Source organism: Nonomuraea antimicrobica (genome assembly GCF_039536965.1).
GTDB lineage: Bacteria > Actinomycetota > Actinomycetes > Streptosporangiales > Streptosporangiaceae > Nonomuraea > Nonomuraea antimicrobica.
Genome location: NZ_BAAAZP010000092.1, coordinates 22,383 through 42,555, shown reverse-complemented (window position 1 = coordinate 42,555; position 20,173 = coordinate 22,383). Strand labels below are relative to the sequence as shown.

General features: G+C 71.8%; 16 protein-coding genes. 5 read left to right on the top strand and 11 right to left on the bottom strand.

All coding sequences use genetic code 11. The annotated features are described in order from the left end of the window. Positions 1-12 precede the first annotated feature (12 nt). The 3 genes from mltG to ABD844_RS25330 form a co-directional block, all read right to left on the bottom strand. Positions 13-918 carry an endolytic transglycosylase MltG gene (mltG, locus tag ABD844_RS25340; RefSeq protein ID WP_344882760.1) on the bottom strand — a complete coding sequence of 302 codons (906 nt, stop codon included), beginning with the start codon at positions 916-918 and terminating at the stop codon, positions 13-15. Beyond that, positions 915-1,427, bottom strand: a complete 513-nt coding sequence (locus ABD844_RS25335) for a SigE family RNA polymerase sigma factor (protein ID WP_344882757.1) — start codon at positions 1,425-1,427, stop codon at positions 915-917. Before ABD844_RS25335 ends, mltG begins: the two co-directional genes overlap by 4 nt. A gap of 584 nt (positions 1,428-2,011) precedes the next feature. Then, complete coding sequence (locus ABD844_RS25330) at positions 2,012-5,665, bottom strand: nSTAND1 domain-containing NTPase (protein ID WP_344882754.1); 3,654 nt, start codon at positions 5,663-5,665, stop codon at positions 2,012-2,014. Between the two features lie 216 nt (positions 5,666-5,881). Between ABD844_RS25330 and ABD844_RS25325 the strand changes: the two genes are divergently transcribed. Beyond that, complete coding sequence (locus tag ABD844_RS25325; protein ID WP_344882751.1) at positions 5,882-6,574, top strand: hypothetical protein; 693 nt, start codon at positions 5,882-5,884, stop codon at positions 6,572-6,574. A gap of 63 nt (positions 6,575-6,637) precedes the next feature. Here ABD844_RS25325 and soxR read toward each other — a convergent pair whose 3' ends face one another. Together soxR and ABD844_RS25315 are read right to left on the bottom strand one after the other, a co-directional pair. Further along, on the bottom strand, positions 6,638-7,129 hold the full coding sequence (soxR, locus tag ABD844_RS25320; RefSeq protein WP_344882748.1) for a redox-sensitive transcriptional activator SoxR: 492 nt from the start codon (positions 7,127-7,129) through the stop codon (positions 6,638-6,640). A 38-nt stretch (positions 7,130-7,167) separates the two neighbouring features. Next, on the bottom strand, positions 7,168-8,658 hold the full coding sequence (locus tag ABD844_RS25315; RefSeq protein ID WP_344882745.1) for an MFS transporter: 1,491 nt from the start codon (positions 8,656-8,658) through the stop codon (positions 7,168-7,170). Positions 8,659-8,869: 211 nt separating this feature from the next. Here ABD844_RS25315 and ABD844_RS25310 point away from each other — a divergent pair, with 211 nt between their 5' ends. Then, positions 8,870-10,156 carry a serine hydrolase domain-containing protein gene (locus ABD844_RS25310; RefSeq protein ID WP_344882742.1) on the top strand — a complete coding sequence of 429 codons (1,287 nt, stop codon included), beginning with the start codon at positions 8,870-8,872 and terminating at the stop codon, positions 10,154-10,156. Between the two features lie 30 nt (positions 10,157-10,186). Here the strand turns inward: ABD844_RS25310 and ABD844_RS25305 are convergent, their stop codons facing one another. Next, positions 10,187-10,594: a winged helix-turn-helix transcriptional regulator gene (locus ABD844_RS25305; protein ID WP_344882739.1), complete on the bottom strand. Its 408-nt coding sequence runs from the start codon at positions 10,592-10,594 to the stop codon at positions 10,187-10,189. Positions 10,595-10,675: 81 nt separating this feature from the next. Between ABD844_RS25305 and ABD844_RS25300 the strand changes: the two genes are divergently transcribed. Then, on the top strand, positions 10,676-11,623 hold the full coding sequence (locus tag ABD844_RS25300; protein WP_344882736.1) for an NmrA family NAD(P)-binding protein: 948 nt from the start codon (positions 10,676-10,678) through the stop codon (positions 11,621-11,623). Between the two features lie 3 nt (positions 11,624-11,626). On the opposite strand, the gene ABD844_RS25295 is transcribed toward ABD844_RS25300, so the two are convergent. The 4 genes from ABD844_RS25295 to ABD844_RS25280 form a co-directional block, all read right to left on the bottom strand. Then, complete coding sequence (locus ABD844_RS25295) at positions 11,627-12,898, bottom strand: phospholipase D-like domain-containing protein (RefSeq protein ID WP_344882733.1); 1,272 nt, start codon at positions 12,896-12,898, stop codon at positions 11,627-11,629. Between the two features lie 239 nt (positions 12,899-13,137). Continuing rightward, positions 13,138-14,052, bottom strand: coding sequence for an alpha/beta fold hydrolase (locus tag ABD844_RS25290; protein ID WP_344882730.1), 915 nt, complete (start codon positions 14,050-14,052; stop codon positions 13,138-13,140). A gap of 12 nt (positions 14,053-14,064) precedes the next feature. After that, positions 14,065-14,775, bottom strand: coding sequence for a TetR/AcrR family transcriptional regulator (locus ABD844_RS25285; RefSeq protein ID WP_344882727.1), 711 nt, complete (start codon positions 14,773-14,775; stop codon positions 14,065-14,067). A gap of 38 nt (positions 14,776-14,813) precedes the next feature. Beyond that, positions 14,814-16,031, bottom strand: a complete 1,218-nt coding sequence (locus ABD844_RS25280) for an FAD-dependent monooxygenase (protein ID WP_344882724.1) — start codon at positions 16,029-16,031, stop codon at positions 14,814-14,816. A gap of 265 nt (positions 16,032-16,296) precedes the next feature. On the opposite strand from ABD844_RS25280, the gene ABD844_RS25275 reads away from it, so the two are divergent. After that, positions 16,297-17,226 (top strand): hypothetical protein, encoded by a 930-nt coding sequence (locus tag ABD844_RS25275; protein WP_344882721.1) that lies wholly within the window; start codon positions 16,297-16,299, stop codon positions 17,224-17,226. Positions 17,227-17,248: 22 nt separating this feature from the next. Here the strand turns inward: ABD844_RS25275 and ABD844_RS25270 are convergent, their stop codons facing one another. Continuing rightward, positions 17,249-18,727: an alpha/beta fold hydrolase gene (locus tag ABD844_RS25270; protein WP_344882718.1), complete on the bottom strand. Its 1,479-nt coding sequence runs from the start codon at positions 18,725-18,727 to the stop codon at positions 17,249-17,251. 124 nt (positions 18,728-18,851) lie between these two features. Here ABD844_RS25270 and ABD844_RS25265 point away from each other — a divergent pair, with 124 nt between their 5' ends. Then, positions 18,852-20,162, top strand: a complete 1,311-nt coding sequence (locus ABD844_RS25265; RefSeq protein WP_344882715.1) for a sensor histidine kinase — start codon at positions 18,852-18,854, stop codon at positions 20,160-20,162. Positions 20,163-20,173: the final 11 nt, after the last annotated feature.

The window sequence follows — 20,173 nt, the reverse complement described above, 5'->3', positions numbered from 1 at the left end:
GCGCGCGACGCGCTAGTCGGAGCGCCGCGCCCGTTCAACGAGCTTGGCGAACTCCTCATCGGACGTGGCGAACTCCACGGTGCCGCGCTTCTGGTCGGTGAGCACGAAGTAGAGCCAGGTGCCCGCGGCCGGGTTGAGCGCGGCTTTGAGCGCGGCCTCACCGGGGTTGGAGATGGGGCCAGGAGGCAGGCCGAGATGGCGGTAGGTGTTGTACGGCGAACGCAGCTTCGTGTCCTCGACCGTGACCTCGCCGCGGTCCTTGCCGAGGCCATAGCGGACGGTGCTGTCGAGCTGCAGCATCATGTCGCGGGCCAGGCGGTTGTGGATGACGCGGGCCACCTTCGGCATGTCGGCCTCGGTGGGCGACTCGGCCTGGACGAGGCTGGCGATGATGACGACGTCCAAGGGGGCACGCCGGGAGGCCAGGCCGAGCTCGTCCGCCGTCTCGCGGAACCTGGTCACCATGGCGGCCAGGATCTGGGCGGGGGTGGCGGCGTCGGTGAACGTGTACGTGCCGGGGTGGGCGAAGCCCTCCAGCCTGCCCTTGGCGTACGGAGGCAGGCCCAGCGCCCGGCCGTCCTCCGCGGCCCGCGCGAACGACTCCGCGGGCTCGCCGGTCATGCGGGAGAGGTTGTCGAACAGGCGGGAGGTCCGCCATCCCTCGTTGATGGTCGCCTTGCGCATCCGCTCCGGCACGGGAGGCGGGGTCACCGGTGCCTGCGGCCCGCCAGGCTCTGGCGAGAGGGTCCTGACGGCGATCGTGCCGCCCACGGCCAGGGCGACGACGGTGACCGCGGCCGCCAGGACGGCGCCTCTCCGGCGGGCGGGACGGTGTGGGAGGAAGCGGGCCGGGGGCGGCGGCGGCTGCTCGTCCGCCATCTCGGCGAGGGTCTCACGCAGCAGGTTCTCGACGTTCAACGGAGCTCCCTCACAGTGCTCAGCTCGGGGGCGGACTTCTTCAGCCGCTCCAGCGATCGGTAGATCTGGCTGCGGACCGAACCCACCCGCACGCCCAGCAGGCTCGCGATCTCGGTCTCCGACTTGTCCTCGAAATAGCGCAGGACGAGCATGGTCCGCTGCCGGGGCGTCAGCCGGGACAGCGCCGCCCGCATCGTCATCCGCAGGTCCGCCGCCTCGGCGTGCCCGTCGCCGGCCCGGTCGAGCCGCTCGTCCGTGCTCACCTCCACCACCCGCGAACGGCGGCGCCACCAGCTCACCTGCTCGTGGTACATGGTGCGGCGGACGTATCCCTCGATGGCCTCGGGGTCGCGCAGGCCGCGCCACCGCGCGGCCGTCTTCGCCAGGGCCGACTGGACGAGGTCCTCGGCGGCGTGCCGGTCGCCGGTCAGCAGGTACGCCGTGCGGAACAGCGCGCCCGACCTGTCGATGACGAACTGCCGCAAAGCCGCCTCAAAGCCTGGATCCACCCGTCCTCCTCCTGATGTCACCCACCAAGGACGAGCGGGCACCACGGAACTATGCCGGACGCCGGAAAAATGGGCTCTGACTCACTCTCGGTGATCTCGGTGATCTCGGTGATCTCGGTGACAGAGCGCGCAGGGTGTCAGGACCAGCGCAGGACGCGAGCTCATAGAAGGTTGAAGTCGGCATGGCCGGACGCCTGCCGCTGCAAGAGGCCCTGCTCCCGCAGCGCGCCTCCAGTCGGAGAACCGCGCCGCAGGGCTGGGATGAACGCCGGGGCCTGCGGGGCTCGCCTGAATCGCATATTCGAGCCCTGCAGGCAATGTCGAGCCGCCGGTTATACGTTGATGTACAACGCGTACTTCCTGCCGTTCTTTCTCTCGACAACGTCGCACCGGTAAGCCGAGCCCGACGACTTACCCGCGGCATCGCGGCACCGCCGACGCCGACGACCAGGGCAAGCCCCATCGCTCCGAAAACTCGCTTGATCATGATTTCGGCCCTTTCTTCAGGTGAGGGCCTGGCTCGCGGGCTCACGATGTCGTACGCCGGTTGTCTTCGAGCCCTTCAGGTGTCCGGTGAACGGGGTTCAGTGGCAGGGTGGTGTGCCGGGGAAGCCGCTGAGCGCGTGATCCCATTCGCTGGGCGTGACGAGGTCCTTGACGCGGCAGATCGTGCCGGCGGCGCGGCGCGGGTCGAGGTCCCAGGTCAGGATGCGCTGGTCCTTGCCGCCGGAGGCGAGTGTGCCGCTGTCGGGGCTGAAGGCCAGCGTGGTGACGAGGTCGTCGTGGCCGGACAGCTCGGCCACGATCGCGTGGGTGCGGGCGTTCCACAACTGGACCGTCTGGTCCTGCCCGCCGGAGGCGATCAGGCGGCCGTCCGGGCTGAAGGCCACCGCCTGCACGGGTGCGCGGTGCCCCTGCAGTACGGCGGCCTGGGTCCGACGCGGCACGTCCCACAGCCGGACGGTGCCGTCGTCGCCGGCGGAGACCAGGCGCTGCCCGTCCGGGCTGAAGTCCAGGGAGGTGACCGCTGCGGCGTGCCCGGCGAGGTCGGCGACGAGCCGCCTTCTGTGGGGGTCCCACAGCCGGATGGCACCGTCGTTTCCCGAGCTGGCCAGCAGGCTGCCGTCCGGGCTGAAGACCAGGTCGGTGACCGTGCCGACGTGGCCGCGGAACCCGGCCGCGCGGCGGCGGCCGGGCACGTCCCACAACACGATGGCGCCGCCGACGCCGGCCGTGGCCAGGGTGTCGCCGTCCGGGCTGAAGGCCACACCGATGACGCTGTCGTCGAGGCGGCCCAGGAGGGTGGCGGCGCGGGTGGCGGCGTTCCAGACGACGACGGCGCTGTCTTCGCCGCCCGTGGCCAGCCACCTGCCGTCGGGGCTGAACGTCACGGCCCTGACCTTGCCGGTGTGCCGCTGGAGCGGGTCGCCGAGCGGGCTGCCCGTTCTCCGGCTCCACAGGCGGACGGTCCGGTCGTTGCTCGCCGAGGCCAGCAGCAGGCCGTCGGGGCTGAACGCGAGGCCGCCGACCGTGTCGGTGTGCCCGGTGAAGCCGGGCAGGGCGGGGCTGCGCAGCGCGACGCCGCCGCTGCCCCCGGACGAGGCGACGCTGTGGCCGTCCGGGTTGAACGCCACGGCGGACACCTTGTCGGAGAAGTCGTTGAACGTGGCGATTCGTGCGTGCCGTGGGACGTCCCAGAAGATGAGGGAACTGTCGTCCCCGCCGGAGGCCAGGTGCCGTCCGTCGGGGCTGAACGCCAGCGCGCCCACCGCGTCGACGTGCCCGGCCAGCTCGGCGACGACCGTACCGTCGTCGGCGTCGCGCAGTTCCACGCGGTTGTCCTCACCGGCGAGGGCGTACGTGGTGCCGTCGGCGTTGACGGCCACCGCCCGGATCGGAGCGCCGTGCCGGGCGAGCACCGAGCCGCGACGGGTACGCGTGTCCCACAGCCGGGCGCTGTGATCGTCGCCGGCCGAGATCAGGCCCTGGCCGCCGGGGGTGAAGGCCAGGGCGCGGATCGGCCCGGCATGGCCGCGCAGCGCCGCCACGCTCGTCCGGCGGGCGACGTCCCACAACCGGATGACTCCCTCGTCTCCGGCGGCGGCCAGGCTCCGGCCGTCCGGGCTGAAGGCCACGGAGTGCAGGATGCCCTGCCCGGCTTCGAGGGTGGCGAGTCTCGCGCGCCGGGCGACGTCCCACAGGACGACGTTCCCGTCCCGGTGGGCGGAGGCGAGCAGGCGGCCGTCGGGGCTGAAGGCGGCGGCGCGGATGGGGGCGGTGTGCGCGCGGAGCGCGGCGAGCTGCGCGCGGCGCCGCACGTCCCAGAGCCTGACGGTGCGGTCCTCCCCCGCTGTCACCAGCAGCCGCCCGTCGGGGCTGAACACCGTGGCGCTGACCGTGCCGTGGTGGCCGCTCAGCAGGGCTCTGTCGAGAGGCGGGCCGGACACGCTGAGCAGGCTGCCGAGCGCCTGCGACGTGGTCGCGGTCCGGTAGGCGTGCAGCGCGAGCAACCGGGCCCGCACCGGTTCTGTCGGTGTCATGGCCATCGCCTGCACGGCCAGTTCCCGCGACAGGGCCGCGTTGCGCTGCCGCAGCGCCGACTGCCGTTCCTGGATCACGGCGACGCCTCCCGTCACGGCGAGGACGAGCAGCACCAGCAACCCCACGACGAGCTGGGTCAGGAGGCGGCCGCGGCGTCGTTCGGCGTTGCGCTCGGCGTCGTCGAGGGCGAGGCCGGCGTCGAGGAATTCGCGTTCCGCCTGGGACAGGGTGGCACGCTGGACGGGAGAGCCGAACGCCTCGCGGGCCGTGCCCAGGCGGGTGCCCCGGTACAGGGTGCCGGGGTCGCGGCCGAACTCCTCCCAGATCTGGGTGGCCTCGGTGAGGCGGCGATGCAGGCGCAGCCGCTCGCGTTCCTCCTCGATCCAGCCGGTCAGGCGCGGCCACCCGGTGATGAGCGCCTCGTGGGCCAGCTCGACCGTCGAGTCGTGCAGGGTGACGAGCCGGGCGCAGGCCAGCTTGTCGAGCACCAGGTCGACGTCCGGGGACTCGCCGAGGTCCAGCTCGGCGCGGTCGGCGGGGCGCCGCGTGTCCGGCCCGCCCTCTCCAGGGGCGACGAGGCGCAGCAGAATGCGACAGGCGACCCCGGCCTGCGCCGGGGTGAGTGAGGTGTGGACGTCCTCGGCGGTACGCGCGATCGCCCCGCGAATGCCTCCCGCGGCCTGGTAGGAGTCCAGCGTGAGCACCCGGCCGGACCGGCGCCGCCACGTCTCCAGCAGCACGTGTGACAACAGCGGGAGACCGCCCGGCTCGTCGGTCACCTCGGCGATGACGCGTGCGGTCAGCGCGCGTTCGACGATGAGCCCTGCCGCGGCGGCGGGCTTGACGATCGCCTCACGGAGTTCGGCCTGGCTCATCGGGCCGACCAGCACGGTCGACCGGCTGAGCGCGTGTGCCAGGTCGCGGTGCCCGGCGCAGCGGCCGTAGAAGTCCGCTCTGATCGCCAGCACCACCCGCATACGGCTCTGTGGCCGCAGCGCCTCGGTGAGCAGGCCGATGAACGTCCGGCGCTGGGCGGCGTCGCACAGCGTGAAGACCTCCTCGAACTGGTCGACGATCACGATCGTGTCCGAGCCGGAGCCGGAGCCGGAGTCTGGGCCGGGGCCGGAGGTCAGCAGCCAGGCGTGCGTACGCGCCGGGTACCGGCCGGGCGTGATGAGACGGACCGAGGCCGTGGGCTCGTCGCGATCCGGTGCGCCGCGGAGCGCCGGGATCAGGCCGGCACGCAGCAGGGAGGACTTGCCGCTCCCCGAAGGGCCGACCACGGCGACCATGTCCCGCCGGCGCACCAGCCCCATGAGTTCGCCGAGGACCTGCGCGCGGCCGAAGAACCGTTCGTGGTCTTCCGGCTCGAACCGGGCCAGCCCCTGGTAGGGCGCGGGGGCGTCGCGCTCGGCCGCCGCCTGGAGGGCCCCCTGCTCCGTGGCGGCTTCGTGCCAGCGCCGCTCCCAGGCCGCGCTCTCCCCGCCGCACGCCTGGACGTAGGCCAGCGTGACCGGTAACGAGGGAAGGTTGTCGCCCGCCGCCGCCTGCGACAGGGTGGTGGCCGAGTAGGAGGTGCGCTGTGCCATCGCGCGGTAGGTGACGCCTCCGGCCTCGCGGCGTAACGCCCGCAGGTCGGCGGCGAAGCGCTGGATCGGCCCGGCTGCGGGGTCCAGCGTGTTCTCGCGACGTCCCATCGGTCCAGTCCCCCCGGCAACGAGCCTAATCTCGAATGGGTTTGTTCGACACACCCCCGCCAGGGCCGATCAATCAAAAAAGGGATGTCGCGAGCGCGCCCCCGAGGAATCCGGCCCTACGGAGTCTGCGCCGTGGCGGGCAGAGGGGTTTACCTCACGGGCATGGCGGGAACCGACCGCAGGGTGACGACAGGCCCCCGCAGGACGCTCCGCTCCGTGGGCCTGAGGAATATCCTGTGGCGCTCGGCGCCGGCCGTGCTGGCCGTCGCGGCGGCGTTCGGGTGGGCCTACGTCAACGTCTACGGTCCCAGCGGCTGGGTCGGCGTGGTGCTGTGGATCCTCAGCCTGGTCGTGGCGTTGGCGCTGACCGCCCTGGCGTTCTTCTGGTGCAGCCGGGCGTTGCTGAGCCTCGCGGTGGCCGCGCCGCTGGTCCTGTGCCTCAATCTCGCCAACGAGGCCGTGACACGGCAGGCGCTGGCCGAGCGCGGCAGGGTGAGCGAGTGCCTGGTGCGGCAGGAGACCCCGCAGCAGCGTACCGTCACCGAAACCCACCACCGTCCCGGCACCTCTCCCGGCGACCCGGGCAGCACGTGGACCTCCACGCGTACCGAGACCTTCTACGAGTACCGTCTGGCCTGCCCGCAGGCCCGTCCCGACGCGATGACGACCGACACCTCCGTGGCCAAGGCGGGTGCCGTCATCGCCGTCCGCTGGGATCCGGCCGGACGGATCACCCCGCGCCCGGCCGGGAACGACACCCCTGCCACAGGCTTCATGAACGCCGCCCTCATGGGAGGAGTGGCCGTGTTGTTCTCCCTCGTCGACGCCGTGCTCGACGCCACCGGCTTCGGACGTCGCGCCCGGCCGCCCGGACGCCGTCTCTGGGGACGGCTCCGCCGCCGCCCCTGAGCGGTCGCCGGCCGGGCGGCCCGGCCTCGTACCCGGCGCGCAGTCCCCGGCCCTCACCTGTGATCACATGGCTCGTCGTGTGGACGGTCCGTCAGGAAGGGTGAGGTTGGGCTCCTGGAGCCGTACGGGGCCGGGGCCCTGGCCCTCGAGGGCGTCGTCGGGGTTGAGGAGCAGGCACGCCTTCATCGACAGGCAGCCACAGCCGATGCAGCCGGTCAGCTCCTGTTCGAGGATCTCGATGGCTCGGCGGCGCTCCTCGAGTTGCCTCTTCCAGATACGGGAGACCCGCTGCCAGTCCTTGTGGGTGGGGGCCCGATCGGTGGGCAGGGTGGTGAAGACCTCGGCGACGTGCGACAGCGGGATGTTGAGGCGCTTGGCCACGATGATCAAGGAGATCCGGCGAAGCATGTGCCGGGAGAAGATCCGCTGGTTGCCGCTGCCGCGTTCGCTGAAGATCAGGCCCTTGCGTTCGTAGAAGTGCAGGGCGGAGGCGGACACGCCGGTCCGGCGGATGATCTCACCGATCGTGAGGTGGTCGTCCGGACTGGCGCGCACGGTAGCTCTCCTTCGTCGTGATCGAGACAGCGGTGTGGTCAGGCAGTGCCCTGAGACGTCGCGGCGCGGCCCCGGATCAGGAGGGTGACCACGACGACCGACAGCAGGAGGCAGAGTAGCCCGACGCCGAGCTGGGTCAGGTGCCAGGACCACGTGAACGCGTCGAGTTCCGCGGCCTCGGCCCCGCTGGTGAGGCGTCCGGCACCGACCGCGGCGGCGCGGCTCGTGTCGCCGAGCTTCGCGGCGAGCAGACCGACGAGGGAGGCGCTGAACGCGGCGATCACGAGAGCCTCGGCCGCGCCCCGCAGGGTGTTGAGGAATCCGGCCGCCATGCCCACGTCGTCGGCCGGGACCAGGGCCATGGCCTGGCCGTCGGTGATGCCGAAGGAGGCTCCCATGCCGATGCCGATCATCACCAGCGGGGCCGCGACGGCCGCGACCGCGTGGTCGGCGTTCAGCGCCGTCAGCCACAGGTTCCCGGCCACGACCAGCGCCAGAGCGATCACGATCAGCAGGCGGGCCGACACGCCCTTGTTCACCAGGGTCACCGCGACCATGGGCGCGACCAGGACAGGCGCGGTCAGCAGCAGCATCGCCACCCCCGCGGCCGAGGGGGACAGCCCCGCCGCCGCCTGCAGGTAGGTGGGCAGGAAGACCAGAACGCCGAGGAACCCGATCGAGGTGGTCAGGGTCGCCAGGCTCCAGCCCATGAAGCCCCGGTTGGCGACCAGGGCAGGGGCCAGCACCGGAGCGGGGCTGCGCCGCTGCACAACGCCGAACAGGACCAGGGCGGCCAGGCCGACGATCCCGGTGATCAGGATGCCCGGATGGAGCCAGCCGAGCGCGGGCGCCTCCAGGAGCGCGAACATGAGCAGGGACAGCGCGCCGACGAACAAGGCGCTGCCCGCCCAGTCGACCGGGCCGCTGACGTTCGCCCGGGACTCGCGGGCCCGGGTGGCGCCCAGGGCCACCAGCAGGCCGACGGCGGTGAAGACCGCGAAACCGCCCTGCCAGCCCGTGGCGTCGATCAGCAGCCCCGACAGGGTGGGGCCGATGGCGATGCCGATTCCGGCCATGGTGCCCATCAGGGCGAAGGCCCGGTTGCGGGCCGCGCCGTCGTAGCTGGAGGCGAGTATGGCGCCGCCGGCGGCCATGATCCCGGCACCGCCGGCGCCGGAGACGATGCGGGCGATGTCGATGACGATGATCGACGGGCCCAGCGCCGTCGCGAGGAATCCGGCCGCGAAGACCAGCGCCGCGCCGATGAACACCCGCCGGCGGCCGATCCGGTCGGCGGCCGACCCCGCGATGAGTGTCATGGCCGCGAAGGCCAGGTTGTATCCGGCGACGACCCAGTTCAGCGGCGCCCCCGAGGTGTCGAGATCGCGGCCGATGCTCGGCAGCGCGACCGCGGTCCCGGAGATGGACATCGCCACGAGGACGACGCCGACCAGGACCACCGGGAGTGTCAGCGGAGACGGCCGGTCGGCTGTGGGCGGGGGCTGGGACGTGTCTGTGGTGGTGTTCAACTCTGCTCGCCTTCTCTGGTCCTCGGACTCTGGCGAACAGCCCATCAGCTCAACTGCGGTTGAGGTCAAATCCGCTGGTCAAGAGGGATCTGGCCGCCGTCTCAGCCCATCCCGAAGTCACCTTCCACAACCCGTGACATGACGGCTGTCATACGAACCTGGTGACGGAGCGGACTTACCCCGCCCGCCCGGTTCGATCATGATGTCGGCCATGACTCAACGCCGATTCAGCAAATTCGTAGCGGCCGGCGCGGGCGCGCTGCTCGCCGTGGCAACGCTGACCGGGCCGGCCGGCGCCCGGACCGCCGACGTCACCACGACGTCCCGAGCCGGAGGGCTGGACCGGCAGGCGTTGCGGGAGTCCCTGGACGCGGTCCACGAGGCGGGCCTGTACGGCATCTACTCGGAGGTACGCGACCAGGACCAGACGTGGCGGGGCGCATCCGGCGTGGCCGACGTGGACACCAACCGCCCGGTACGCCCCGACATGGTGCACCGCGTCGGCAGCATCAGCAAGACGTTCGCCGCGGTGGCCATCCTGCAGCAGGTCGCCCGCGGCACCGTCGAGCTCGACGCCCCGATCGGCCGCTACCTGCCCGACCTGGTCCCTGGCGAGCGCGGACAGCAGGTCACCGTCCGCATGCTGCTCAACCACACCAGCCATCTCGGCGACTACGTGGGCCCGGCGTTCCCCTCGCTGCTGGAGGGCTCCACCAGGAGCCTGGACGACGAGCGCCTGCGCGACATCGCTCCAGAGGAGCTGGTGAAGCTCGGCCTGGCGGCAGCCCCGACCGGGCAGCCGGGCGCCACGCCCGGTTCGTACTCCAACACCAACTACGTCCTGATCGGGCTGCTGCTGGAGAAGGTGACCGGGACCGACGCCGAGCAGTACATCACCCGCAACGTCATCCGCAAGGCCGGCCTCCGGCACACGTCCTTCCCGCGCACGCCGCACATCCCTGGGCCGCACTCCAAGGCGTACGAGTCGTGGTACGGCCTCATCGACCCGCCCCGCGACTACAGCGTCTACAACATGTCATGGGCCTACACGGCCGGCGCCGTCACCTCCACGATGGACGACCTCAACCGCTTCTACCGCGCCCTGCTGGGCGGCCGGCTGATCGAACCGGCGCAGTTGGCCGAGATGCAGAAGACGGTGCCGGTGCTCGCGGGCGGCGGGGCGATGGCGTACGGCCTGGGCCTCTACTCCCTCGATCTGCCGTGCGGCCGGTTCTGGGGGCACGACGGAGCCGTGTTCGGGATGACCACGCTGTCGCTGTCCACGCCGGACGGCAAGCGGCAACTGTCGCTCGGGATGAACCTCACCAAGTACCAGCGCGTCGACGAGAACGGCCAGATCGAGCCCAGCCCGATCGACGCCGCGCTGAACCGCTACGCCCTGGTGGCGGCGTGCGGGCCGGGCGACGCCCGGACCAAGGCGGCGCAGCCCGCGCTCACCCTCTTCCCCTCGGACGGCATGCGCGGCCTGGCCCGGTAGAGGTGCCCGAGCACCGCGACTTCGGCGTGCCTACCCGTGGTCCTGGTCCCAGCCGCTGCGGGCGGCGGCGATGGCGTCCTTGTGGTCGCGGGACCAGTCGGCCAGGGCGGACACCATGCCGGCCAGGCTGCCGCCCATCGGAGTGAGCCGGTAGTCGGTCTGCGGCGGGGTGGTCGGATAGACGGTCCTTTCGACCAGCCCGTCGCGGCACAGCCGTTTGGTGGTCAGGGTGAGCATTCGCTGGGAGATGCCCGGGATCGCCCGTTCGAGCTCCCGGAAACGGCGCGTTCCCTTGGACAGCTCGACCAGGACCAGCACCGTCCATCGGTCACCGAGCCGGTCGAGCACGTCGCGGATCCCGCAGTCGTCATCGCCACAGGGTCCGCTGGGAGCAGCGCCGTTGACCTGTGGGCTTACCGCCGTGTTCGTGACTGACACGAGAGTGCCTCCTTACGGCGCCGCGGTCCGGCGCGGATGATCGGTGATGTTCCCACCTGCGTCAACATCAAGGAGCATCAGATGATTCTCGTGACCGGCGTCTCCGGCGGGCTCGGCGGCTTGATCTTCCGTGGCCTGTCCGGCGAGGACGGCCTTGACGTGGTCGGCGGCACCCGCTCGGGTGACGGGGTGAGCGCACGCAGGATCGACTTCGACGACCCGGCCTCGCTCGCCGCCGGCTTTCGAGGCGTGGACGTCCTGGTGTTCGTCTCGGCCGGATACGCCGAGGACGACGTGGTCCTCGCCCGCCATGGCGCCGTGGTGGACGCGGCCGAGGCCGCGGGCGTGCGGCATGTCGTCTACACGAGCCTGGCGGGCTCGGGCAGCCTGATGACCATCGCGCTGCCGCATCGCTGGACCGAGGCGCGCCTGGCCGAGGCCGCGTTCGAGGTGACGGTGCTGCGCAACGGGCTCTATGCCGAGGTTCCGCTCGGGTTGGCCGCCGTCGCCGCCGCGTCAGCCGCCGGGACCGGCGTCTTCGCCGCCGCGTTCGGCGCGGGACGGGTTTCCGTCGTGGCGAAGGAGGACCTGGCGGACGTCGCGGTCCGGGTAGTGGCGGAGATCCAGAACGACCTCGTCGCGGGCCGCCGCAACCGCCACGCGGGCAGGACCTACGAGCTGGAAGGCGTGGAGGCGTTCGGCGGTCAGGACCTCGCCGAGGTGCTGGGCGAGGCGCTGGGCCGTCCGGTCGGATACCAGCCGATCTCCCTGTTCAGCACGCGCGAGACACTGGCCGGCAGCGGCCTGGAGCCGTACCGGATCACGCACACGCTCTCGCTGTTCGCCAATCTCAACGCCGGATACCTGCACGCCCCCGACACCGATCTGACCGCCCTCCTGCCGACCGGGCCCCGCCTCGTACGCGACCAGATCATCCAGGCCGTCAAGGCTGCTCACGGTGGTCTCATGCCCGGCCGCCCGGCGCGCGACGAGCCGGGCAGCGGGCGGTCAGCCCCGGTGGTCAGGTAGCCGCTATCCTGCGGCGCAGGTGTCGCGGACGTGCCAGAACCAGGTGAGGTACTGCTGGTGGACATCGCGGCCGGCGATGCGTACGAGGGAGTCGTCGGAGTTCTCCAGGTGCGTGAAGTTCGCACTGCCCGTGTACACGCGCGGCGTGATGTCGTCGTCGTAGTACCCGTCGATCATCATCACCTTGCTGTGCACGCCCACGCTGCGCGAGCCGGCCGGGATGCGGCAGGGCGTCACCTGGATCCTGCGCCCGTTCACCGTCCTGCCCAGCACCTCGCGGACGGTGGCGTCCACGCTCTTGGTGGCGTCTGTGGGGTCGTCCTCGTAGTGGACGACGTCCACCCAGCAGTTCTCGCCGCGCAGCCGGAGCAGCTCGTTGGCGATCGCCACCCGGTGCTTGTTGAAGTTCAGCATCACCAGCCGGATGTCGGTCTGCCGGCGGACGCCGCCGTCGTCGTAGCCGCACTCGATGAGCTTCAGCACGTTGACGATGGGATCGGGGTCCGTGGCCCGCCGCGGGAAGAACGTGGCCCGATGCTTGGTCCCGGTGGGTGTGGTCCACGAATAGCCGGGATCGACCGCCTTGCGGCGGCCCGCCTGAAGGTCGGAGAAGTACTGCCGGTACGCGCCGTAGACGGCGGCGTCGGTGAACGTGTACGCGTCCTGGAACGCGCTGTACATGTCCCAGTCGGCCAGGTTCGAGGAGGTCTGGAACACCACGTTCGCGTGGGCGGCGCCGTCCACCGTGAGGCGGGAGAACAGCGCGAACTTGCTGTGCAGGTAGTCTCTGGCGATGCAGCCGCGCTCGACGGCGCTCTCGTCCGGATACTCGCAGCGGATCACCCAGGAGCCCGCCGACTCCGACGTGCCGAGCGCCGCCTTCAGCGTGCCGGTCACCGCGTCGTTGTACGGCAGCTCGTCGGCGCCGAGCTTCTCCATGCTGTCGAGGATCACCTTGACCCGTACGCCTCGCGCGTGCGCGGCGACGAGCTGCTCCGCCACCTCCGTGGAACGCTGGCCGTTCGCGAAGGCGTACCAGGCGAAGTGGATGTCGCTGCCCGGCTCGGCGGCCCGGATCAGCCGGATCAACTGGTCGAGGATGGCCGACTGCCCGGCGCTCGGCGTGCCCGGCACGCCCGACTCGGCCAGCGGGTCGTTGAAGACGGGCGCGTTCAGCACAGGCGGGCCGGTGACGTCCGCCGCGGCCGGCCGGGGCACGGCCAGCATGGCGGCGATCAGGCATAAGGAGGCGAGGATACGGCGTCGGATCGTCATGGGCATACGGCCTCTTCCGCGGGTCTGTTGCGGTTGCATGGGTCGCCGTCGCGGACCCCGTGGCCGTCGGCGTGATCTCTCATGAAGGCGTACGCCGGTTACGGCACCCGCTCACGACGCGGCCGACTCAGAACCCCCGACCAGCCCTGTCTAACGCACCCGTCATTGATTGGCAGCCCGCCGCGCCACGCCGAACAATCCTTTTCCCGCGCCTCCGCCAAGGGCGCGCCCCGGTGTGTTCACAGCTCGCGCAGGAAGTCCAGCAGCGCGTCCGTGACGACCTCGGGCCGCTCCTGCTGGGTCCAGTGGCCGCACCCCGGCACGTCGATGACCGCGCGCAGGTTGGGCACGATCGCCCGCGCGGCGTCGTCCATCGCGTAGAAGTGGCGTACGACGTCGTTCTCGCCGCTGATGTAGAGCGACGGCGGGGTGATCGGGGCGTCCTGCCAGGCGGCGGTCAGCTCCCAGTTGCGGTCGATGTTGCGGTACCAGTTCAGGCCGCCGGTGAAGCCGCTCTCGGTGAACTGCTCGACGAAGGTCGCCAGGTCCTCCTCGGTGAGCCAGGCCGGCAGCGTCTCGGGTTCGGCGAACAGGCCGAGGAACCCGCCGGAGGGCTCGGGATCGGGGACGCCGCCGTAGGTCAGGCGCAGGGTGGCGGCGACGTCCTTGCCCAGTTCGGCTTCCGCGACCCCCGGCCGCTGGAAGTGGTTCTGGTAGAAGCCGTCGCCGAAACGTCGCCTGCTGACGGTCAGCGGCGGCAGCGGCCCGCGCGGCAGCGGTGGCACGCTGATGCCGACGACGCCGCGCACGACCCCGGGGCGCAGCAGCGCGGTGTTCCACGCGACCATGGCTCCCCAATCGTGACCGACGACGACGGCCCGCTCCTCGCCTAGCTCACGGATGAGCGCGACGACGTCGCCGACGAGGTGGAGGATCGAGTACTGGTCGACGCCGCCGGGACGGTCGCTGGCGCCGTAACCACGCTGGTCGGGCGCGACCACGCGGTAGCCGGCGTCCGCGAGCGCGCCGAGCTGGTGCCGCCAGGCGTACCACGTCTCAGGAAAGCCGTGCAGCAGCAGGACGAGCGGCCCCTCTCCCTGCTCGGCGACGTGCAGGTCGATGCCGTTGAGTCGGACGTGACGGTGGTGCGGCACGAGGTGTCCCCTCTAGTCCTCACGTTTGCCGATGGAGTCCAGCAGTACGTCCCGCTTGGCCGCTATCGCGGTCAGGGCCGCCTCGGCGGTGGCCTGGACGTCGCCGTGGCCGGGCGTTTCCGGCCCGAGCAGCGCGGTCACCGCCGCGGCGCTCACACGGGCCGGGTCGGCCACGGACACCACGGGCAGCACCCGCTCCCCGGTGGCCGCGATGAGCAGCCCCGACAGCAGGGCGTCCAGCGCGTACGCCTGGTCGTCGAGCGTCCAGTCGGTGCGGGCGAGATGGTGCTCGCGCCACACCGGGAGCGCGATGTACATCAGCGCGGCCGGGCCGAGGTCCTCGCGGAGCCTGGTGGTGCGGGGGTGCCGGGTGAGCGCGCCCAGCAGGTCGGCGTCCTCGATCTGGAGCGCGCGGACGAACGGGTGCTCGACCGTGTGCCGGACCAGCAGCGGCAGCAGGCGGCTGGGACGAGCCGCGTCGGGGTCGGCGGCGATCGCCTCGGTGAAGGCGTCGAGCATGGCGAGGAAGTCTCGGGCGAACATGCCGACCAGCAGGTCTTCACGGGTGCTCCAGTGCAGGTACACGGTGCCCTTGGCGACGTGGGCCCGTTCGGCGATCTCCGCGACGGTCAGCCCTTTGATGCCGCGCTTGAGCACCAGCTCCCTCGCCGCGGCGAGGATGCGTGCCGCGCTGCCGGAATCCTGTTCAGCCAGTGCCGCCATGATCATCCCTTCGTCGGCGCGCCCGCGCCAGCCTGAGATTATGCCCGCGCGATGTCGGTTTCCTTCATTCGGCCGGACTTGTTGTGCGTTTGCAGCAACCGCAGCAGCGTCGAGGCCACCGGCATCGTCGACCCCCGCATCATCACCCGGCGCATCCTGATCTGCTTGCGGTTGGGCGTGAAGATCGCGCTCTGCCGTACGCCCATCCGCTGGTAGTAGTCCAGGTACGGCCGCAGCCGGCGCTCCCACTCGGTCAGCGCGCGCTCGACGTTGCCGTGGCGGCCGAGCATCGTGCCCAGCAGGTCGGCCCCGGCCAGCCCGGCGGACACGCCCATGCCCGCGTACAGGGTGACGCACCAGGCCGCGTCGCCGGCCAGCACGACCCGGCCCTTGTGCCAGCGGTCCATGTGCACCTGCTCCACCGAGTCGAACAGCACCTCGTCGGTGGTCTCCAGCGCTTCCAGCGCCGCGCCGAGCATGTCGCCGGTGGGCCCGGGTCCGAACGCCTTGCGCACCCGGACGGCCGGCGGCTCGGTGAACTCGGCGTCCACGTCGTCGGTCCGGTACCCCATCAGGACCGTCGGCGGGTGGTCGGCGAACGAGAACACCCACAGCGACCGATCGGGCTCCAGCAGCGTGCAGCCGTCGCGCAGGGCGAGGTCGCCGACCCGGCCGGGCGGCTGGAACGCGGCGATCATGTAGTTCAGCCGGTGCAGGTAGCGTTCGTCCGGGCCGAAGGCCAGCCTGCGCACCGTGGACCGCAGGCCGTCGGCGCCGACGACCAGGTCGAACCGCTCGGTGACGGTGCCGCCGTCAGCGGTGTTCGTCAGCGTGACGTCCACGCCGCCGGCGTCCTGCTCGATCTTGGTGGGCACGGTCGAGTAGCGGATCTCCACGTCGCCGGGCAGCGCATGGAACGCGGCCTGCTCGACGTCGCCGCGCAGCATCAGCCACGGCTCGCCAGGGATGTCGCGGAAACCGAGACCGCGCCGCCACTCGCCGAAGCGGTCGATGTCGTGGGTGACCCCGTCGAACGCGGTCCTGTCGTGCAGTCCGTGAAGGATGCCGAGCCGTTGGGCGGCGGACTTGCCCGCGCCGAACAGGCCGACGAAATAGCCGCCGGGGCGCCGCCGCGCCGCCTTCTCGATCAGGACCGGAGTCCAGCCGGCGCGCTTGAGCCCCAGTGCCGTCGAGATGCCGCTCACGCCGAGCCCGACGACAAGCGCCCGGCGGCCTCGTTCCGTCTTGGTGGTCATGCCCCGATGCTAGACGCACTGACCAGATTCGTCATTTCGTCTATTCGGTGAGGTGTGTCACTCCCGCCGAGGAGCCGCAACGGCTGAATCCGGGACCGCTCGGGAGGTCGGGCACCCCTGGCGCCGGGCATCTCGCCCGGTCGCCGGGTACGCCGCCCCGACGCACGGCACACGGGTGTCGGCATAATTGCCCACACGTGTCAAGACCCCTAGATCCACGGAACTGATGGGAAACATGCTGCAACGCGCGATTCTTCGGCGAACCTTGAGGCGTGGGAGCGCGGTCCTGGGTTGCGTCCTTCTCGCCGGGAGCACGGCCTGCGCGGCCCTCCGGCCCCCGCCCGCCGCCTCCCCCAGCCCTCCGGCCGCCGAGACCCAGCCTGACACCGGGACCGCGCCGTCCGAGCCGGAACCGACCCCTGACCAGGACCCGAGGAGCGTCTTCCTGGAGTCGCTGCGCCGCCAGGCCGTCCAGCCGGTGATCGCCACGGTCCAGGAGCACTACAACCGCAAGGACTTCTACCCGGGCGGCAGCAGGCAGGTGGTCGTCTCCGCCTTCGACTACCGGTCCAAGGCCATCAAGCTGGAGGAGACCAAGGTCACGGAATCCGGCGGGCGCTCCTGGGTGTCCTGGGCCACCCGCTGCGCCGACGGCACGGAGCGGTTCTGGACCGACCCGAAAGAGCCCTGGGAGGACAGGGGCAGCAAGTGCCCCAGCCTCATCGACCCGGTGTGGATCAACGACGGCCTCGGCATCGGCGGGCTCACCGAGGAGCAGGCCGGCATCATGGTCGACACGCTCGCCGAGTACAAGGGGCTGATCCGCGGCGACGCCCTGACCACCGTACAGCGCGACGGCAAGCCGTACCTCCGCCTGGACGTCACGGTGCGGCAGATAGAGCTGCCCGGCGGCTCGGAGGTCGGCGCGGCCCTGTTCGGCGACGCGGTCAAGACCGCCGACGTGGACGTGGCCACCCATCCGTACGGCTGGCTCGGCGGCGACCCCGCGCTGAAGATCGTCCGCCTCGTCGACCCGGACACGCTGCTTCCCGTCTACTCCCAGTTGGAGGAGACCGCCCCCGGATGGGCCATGCGCCGGGTGCAGTACGCCTTCGACGGCCCGGTCGGCACGAGCGATCTGCCGAAGGTTCCCGAGATCGCCCGCCTGACCTGGGAGCCGGAGAAGTCCTCATAGCGCATTGCCGCCGGTGGAGTGGTCATTCGGCGGGGCAGGTGGTGCCCGGCTCGGGGAGCCTCAGCTCGGTCAGGTACGTGGTGGCGTGTTCGATGGGGCACTTCTTGCCCGACAGGTACAGGGCATGGCCGGGCCCGTCGTAGGCGACGGTCACGGATCCCGGGATCATCCTGGTGAAGCTCTTGGTCCATACGTAGTCGCCCCACGTGCTGCCGGCTCCCAGGAACGGCGGCAGCCCGCGAGCCGGCAGCGGGCGCGACGGGTTGGCGACCGGCAGCGGCCAGCCGGCGCATCCGAGCGCGTCGAAGGCGGCCGTCCCGAAGCTCGGCGATACCTCGCGCGCCTGACGGCGTACCTTCTCGAGCTGGGCGTATCCGGTGTAGCCGCGATCATCCGCGCACGTCATCGCCAGTGCCCCGGGCGTGGCCCAGACGCGCGCGTTGCCGAGGGCGAAGGAGGCGAAACCGGACCCGTCGCCGTTGCGGGCCTTGTCCACCGCCTCGGCGAAGGACAGCCAGCGCGCGTTGCCCGGCCCGGGGTCGAGGCTGAAGCCGAAGCTCCGCAGGTGCCACCCGGTCAGCTTCCCCTCGCCGAACTCGGGCGTCGTGACCGGGATCGGCGTGCGATCGGCGTCTCGCAGGAGCTTGCGCCAGACCGCCCCGGCGTCCTCACCGTACAACGCGCAGGCGGGGGTGGCCGCGCACCAGGTGGTGAACCTGGTGAAGACCTGCTCCACGACGGGCAGGGTCCGCAGCCCCTGATCGGGCCAGCCGTCGGCCTGGTTGAGCGTTCCGTCGAGGTACGTGGCGCGGATGCGCTGCGGGAACAGCCGGGCGTAGGCGGCGGCGGGCACTCCGCCGTAGGAGTTGGCCATGATGCTCAGCCGTTGCTCGCCCAGGGCCTTGCGGACCGCGTCCATGTCCCTGGCCACCGACAGCGAGTCCATATGGGCGAACAGGCCGGTCGTGTCCGCGGCCTGGCACGCCTTGAACGCCTTGGTCATCGCCGCGACCAGCGTCCGGTACTCCTTCTGGGTGTGCGGCTCGGACAGCGACGTCCCCGGCCGCATACAGGACGCGGGCATCTTGTCGCGCCATACGGTGTTCCTGGGGTTGTAGGCGACCAGGTCGAACCTGCGCCGCAGCTCGGTGAGGTCGCCGGCGGTGTGCTTCAGGTCGTCGATCCCCTTGGCGCCGGGGCCGCCGGGGACGCCCAGCACGCTGCCGATCCTGCGCGCCGGCTCGGTGGCGGGCAGCCGGGCCAGGTCCAGCCTCACTTTGGGGCCGTCCGGCTTCGCCCAGTTCACGGGCACCTCGATGGCCGCGCACTGCATGCCCTCGGGGATCTCCTGGCCCGAACAGTCCCGCCAGGCCGGTCGCGCGTCGCTGCCGGCGGTCGCCGCCGGGGTCAGGCCCGCCAGCGCCGCCACCGCCACACCGCTGACCAGCCATCCGGCCCTGCCTCGCCCGCGCCGCTGCTTGTTCGTCTTGTAGGTCGTCATGGCGACCACTGTGGCGACGCCGCCCACGCGCACACCACCGGGACGTCCTCCGTGCCGGTTCGGGATGTCCCCCGGTGGCTGTCCGGCTGTTCCTACGAGTGAGCGTCCGTCAGGCTGTCGGCAGGTGACCGTGATCGACGTCAGGCGCCACCGGGCGAGGAGGAACATGGGCGGACGGGCGGAGGGCGGCTTCGGCCGGTGGCGTGCGCTGATCACGGCCCCGTGGGAGCGGCGGGCCCGGCGTGAGATCGCCTACACGCTGCTGCTGCCGGCGATGGCGGGGATCGGCCTGGCCCATCTCGTCCTCGTGCTGCTGAGCGTTCTCTTGACGGCCAACCTCGTCGGAGTGCCGATGCTGGCCCTGAGCGTGCGGGCGGCCAGAGGCGTCGGCGCGGCCAACCGGCGGCTGGCGCGCACGCTGGCGGGGGTCCGGGTGGCCGATCCCGCCGCGTTCCGCTCCGGCCCGGGTCTGGCGAACTGGCTCGCCGCGGCGCTCGGCGACGTGACGGGATGGCGTGCCGTCATCCACGGCCTGCTCCGGCTGCCGGCGGCCGGGGCCGCCTGCGCCGCTGCCGCCGGGTCGTGGGGAGGCGGCCTGCTCCTGCTCGGCCACCCCTGGTGGGGGCAGTCCTCCGTCCTGGCGGCCCTGTCCCCTTCCGGCCTGCCGGGGGCGGTGCTGATGAGCGTGGCCGGGCTGGCGCTGCTGCTGCTCGCCCCGTGGGGCCTGCACCTCGCCCTGGCTCCAGAACGCCTGCTCACCCGGGCACTGCTCGGGCCGGCGCCGGGCGACGTACGGATCCGCCGTCTGGAGCAGGCACGGGCCCTGGCCGTCGACGACGCCGTCGCCCGGCTCCGCCAGATCGAGCGCGACCTGCACGACGGCACCGCGGCCCGGCTGGTGACGCTGGCCATGAGCCTGGGCCTGGCCAAGGAGGAGCTCGAGCACGCCCACGACCCCGAACGGCTCGAACGCGCCCGCACTCTCGTCGACAGCGCGCACCGCGGCGCCAAGGAGACCGTGGCAGAACTGCGCGACCTGATCCGCGGCATCCACCCGCCCGCGCTCGACCAGGGGCTGGAGACCGCCCTGGCCACGCTCACCGCACGAAGCCCGATCCCCGCCCGGTTCGACGCCGACCTGCCCGAGCGGCCCGCGCCCGCCATCGAGGCCATCGCCTACTACTGCACGGCGGAGCTGCTCGCCAACGTGATCAAGCACAGCGGCGCCGGCCAGGCCACGGTCGGCGCGCGGGTGTCGGACGGGCGGCTGTCCCTGCTGGTGCGCGACGACGGCGTCGGCGGCGCGGCGATCAGGGCCGGATCCGGGCTGCACGGCCTGGCCGCCCGGATCCGCACGGTGGACGGCACGATCGGCGTTCACAGCCCGGCGGGAGGGCCTACCGTGATCACTGTCGAGCTTCCCCTGCACCTGTGAACGGACCCCAC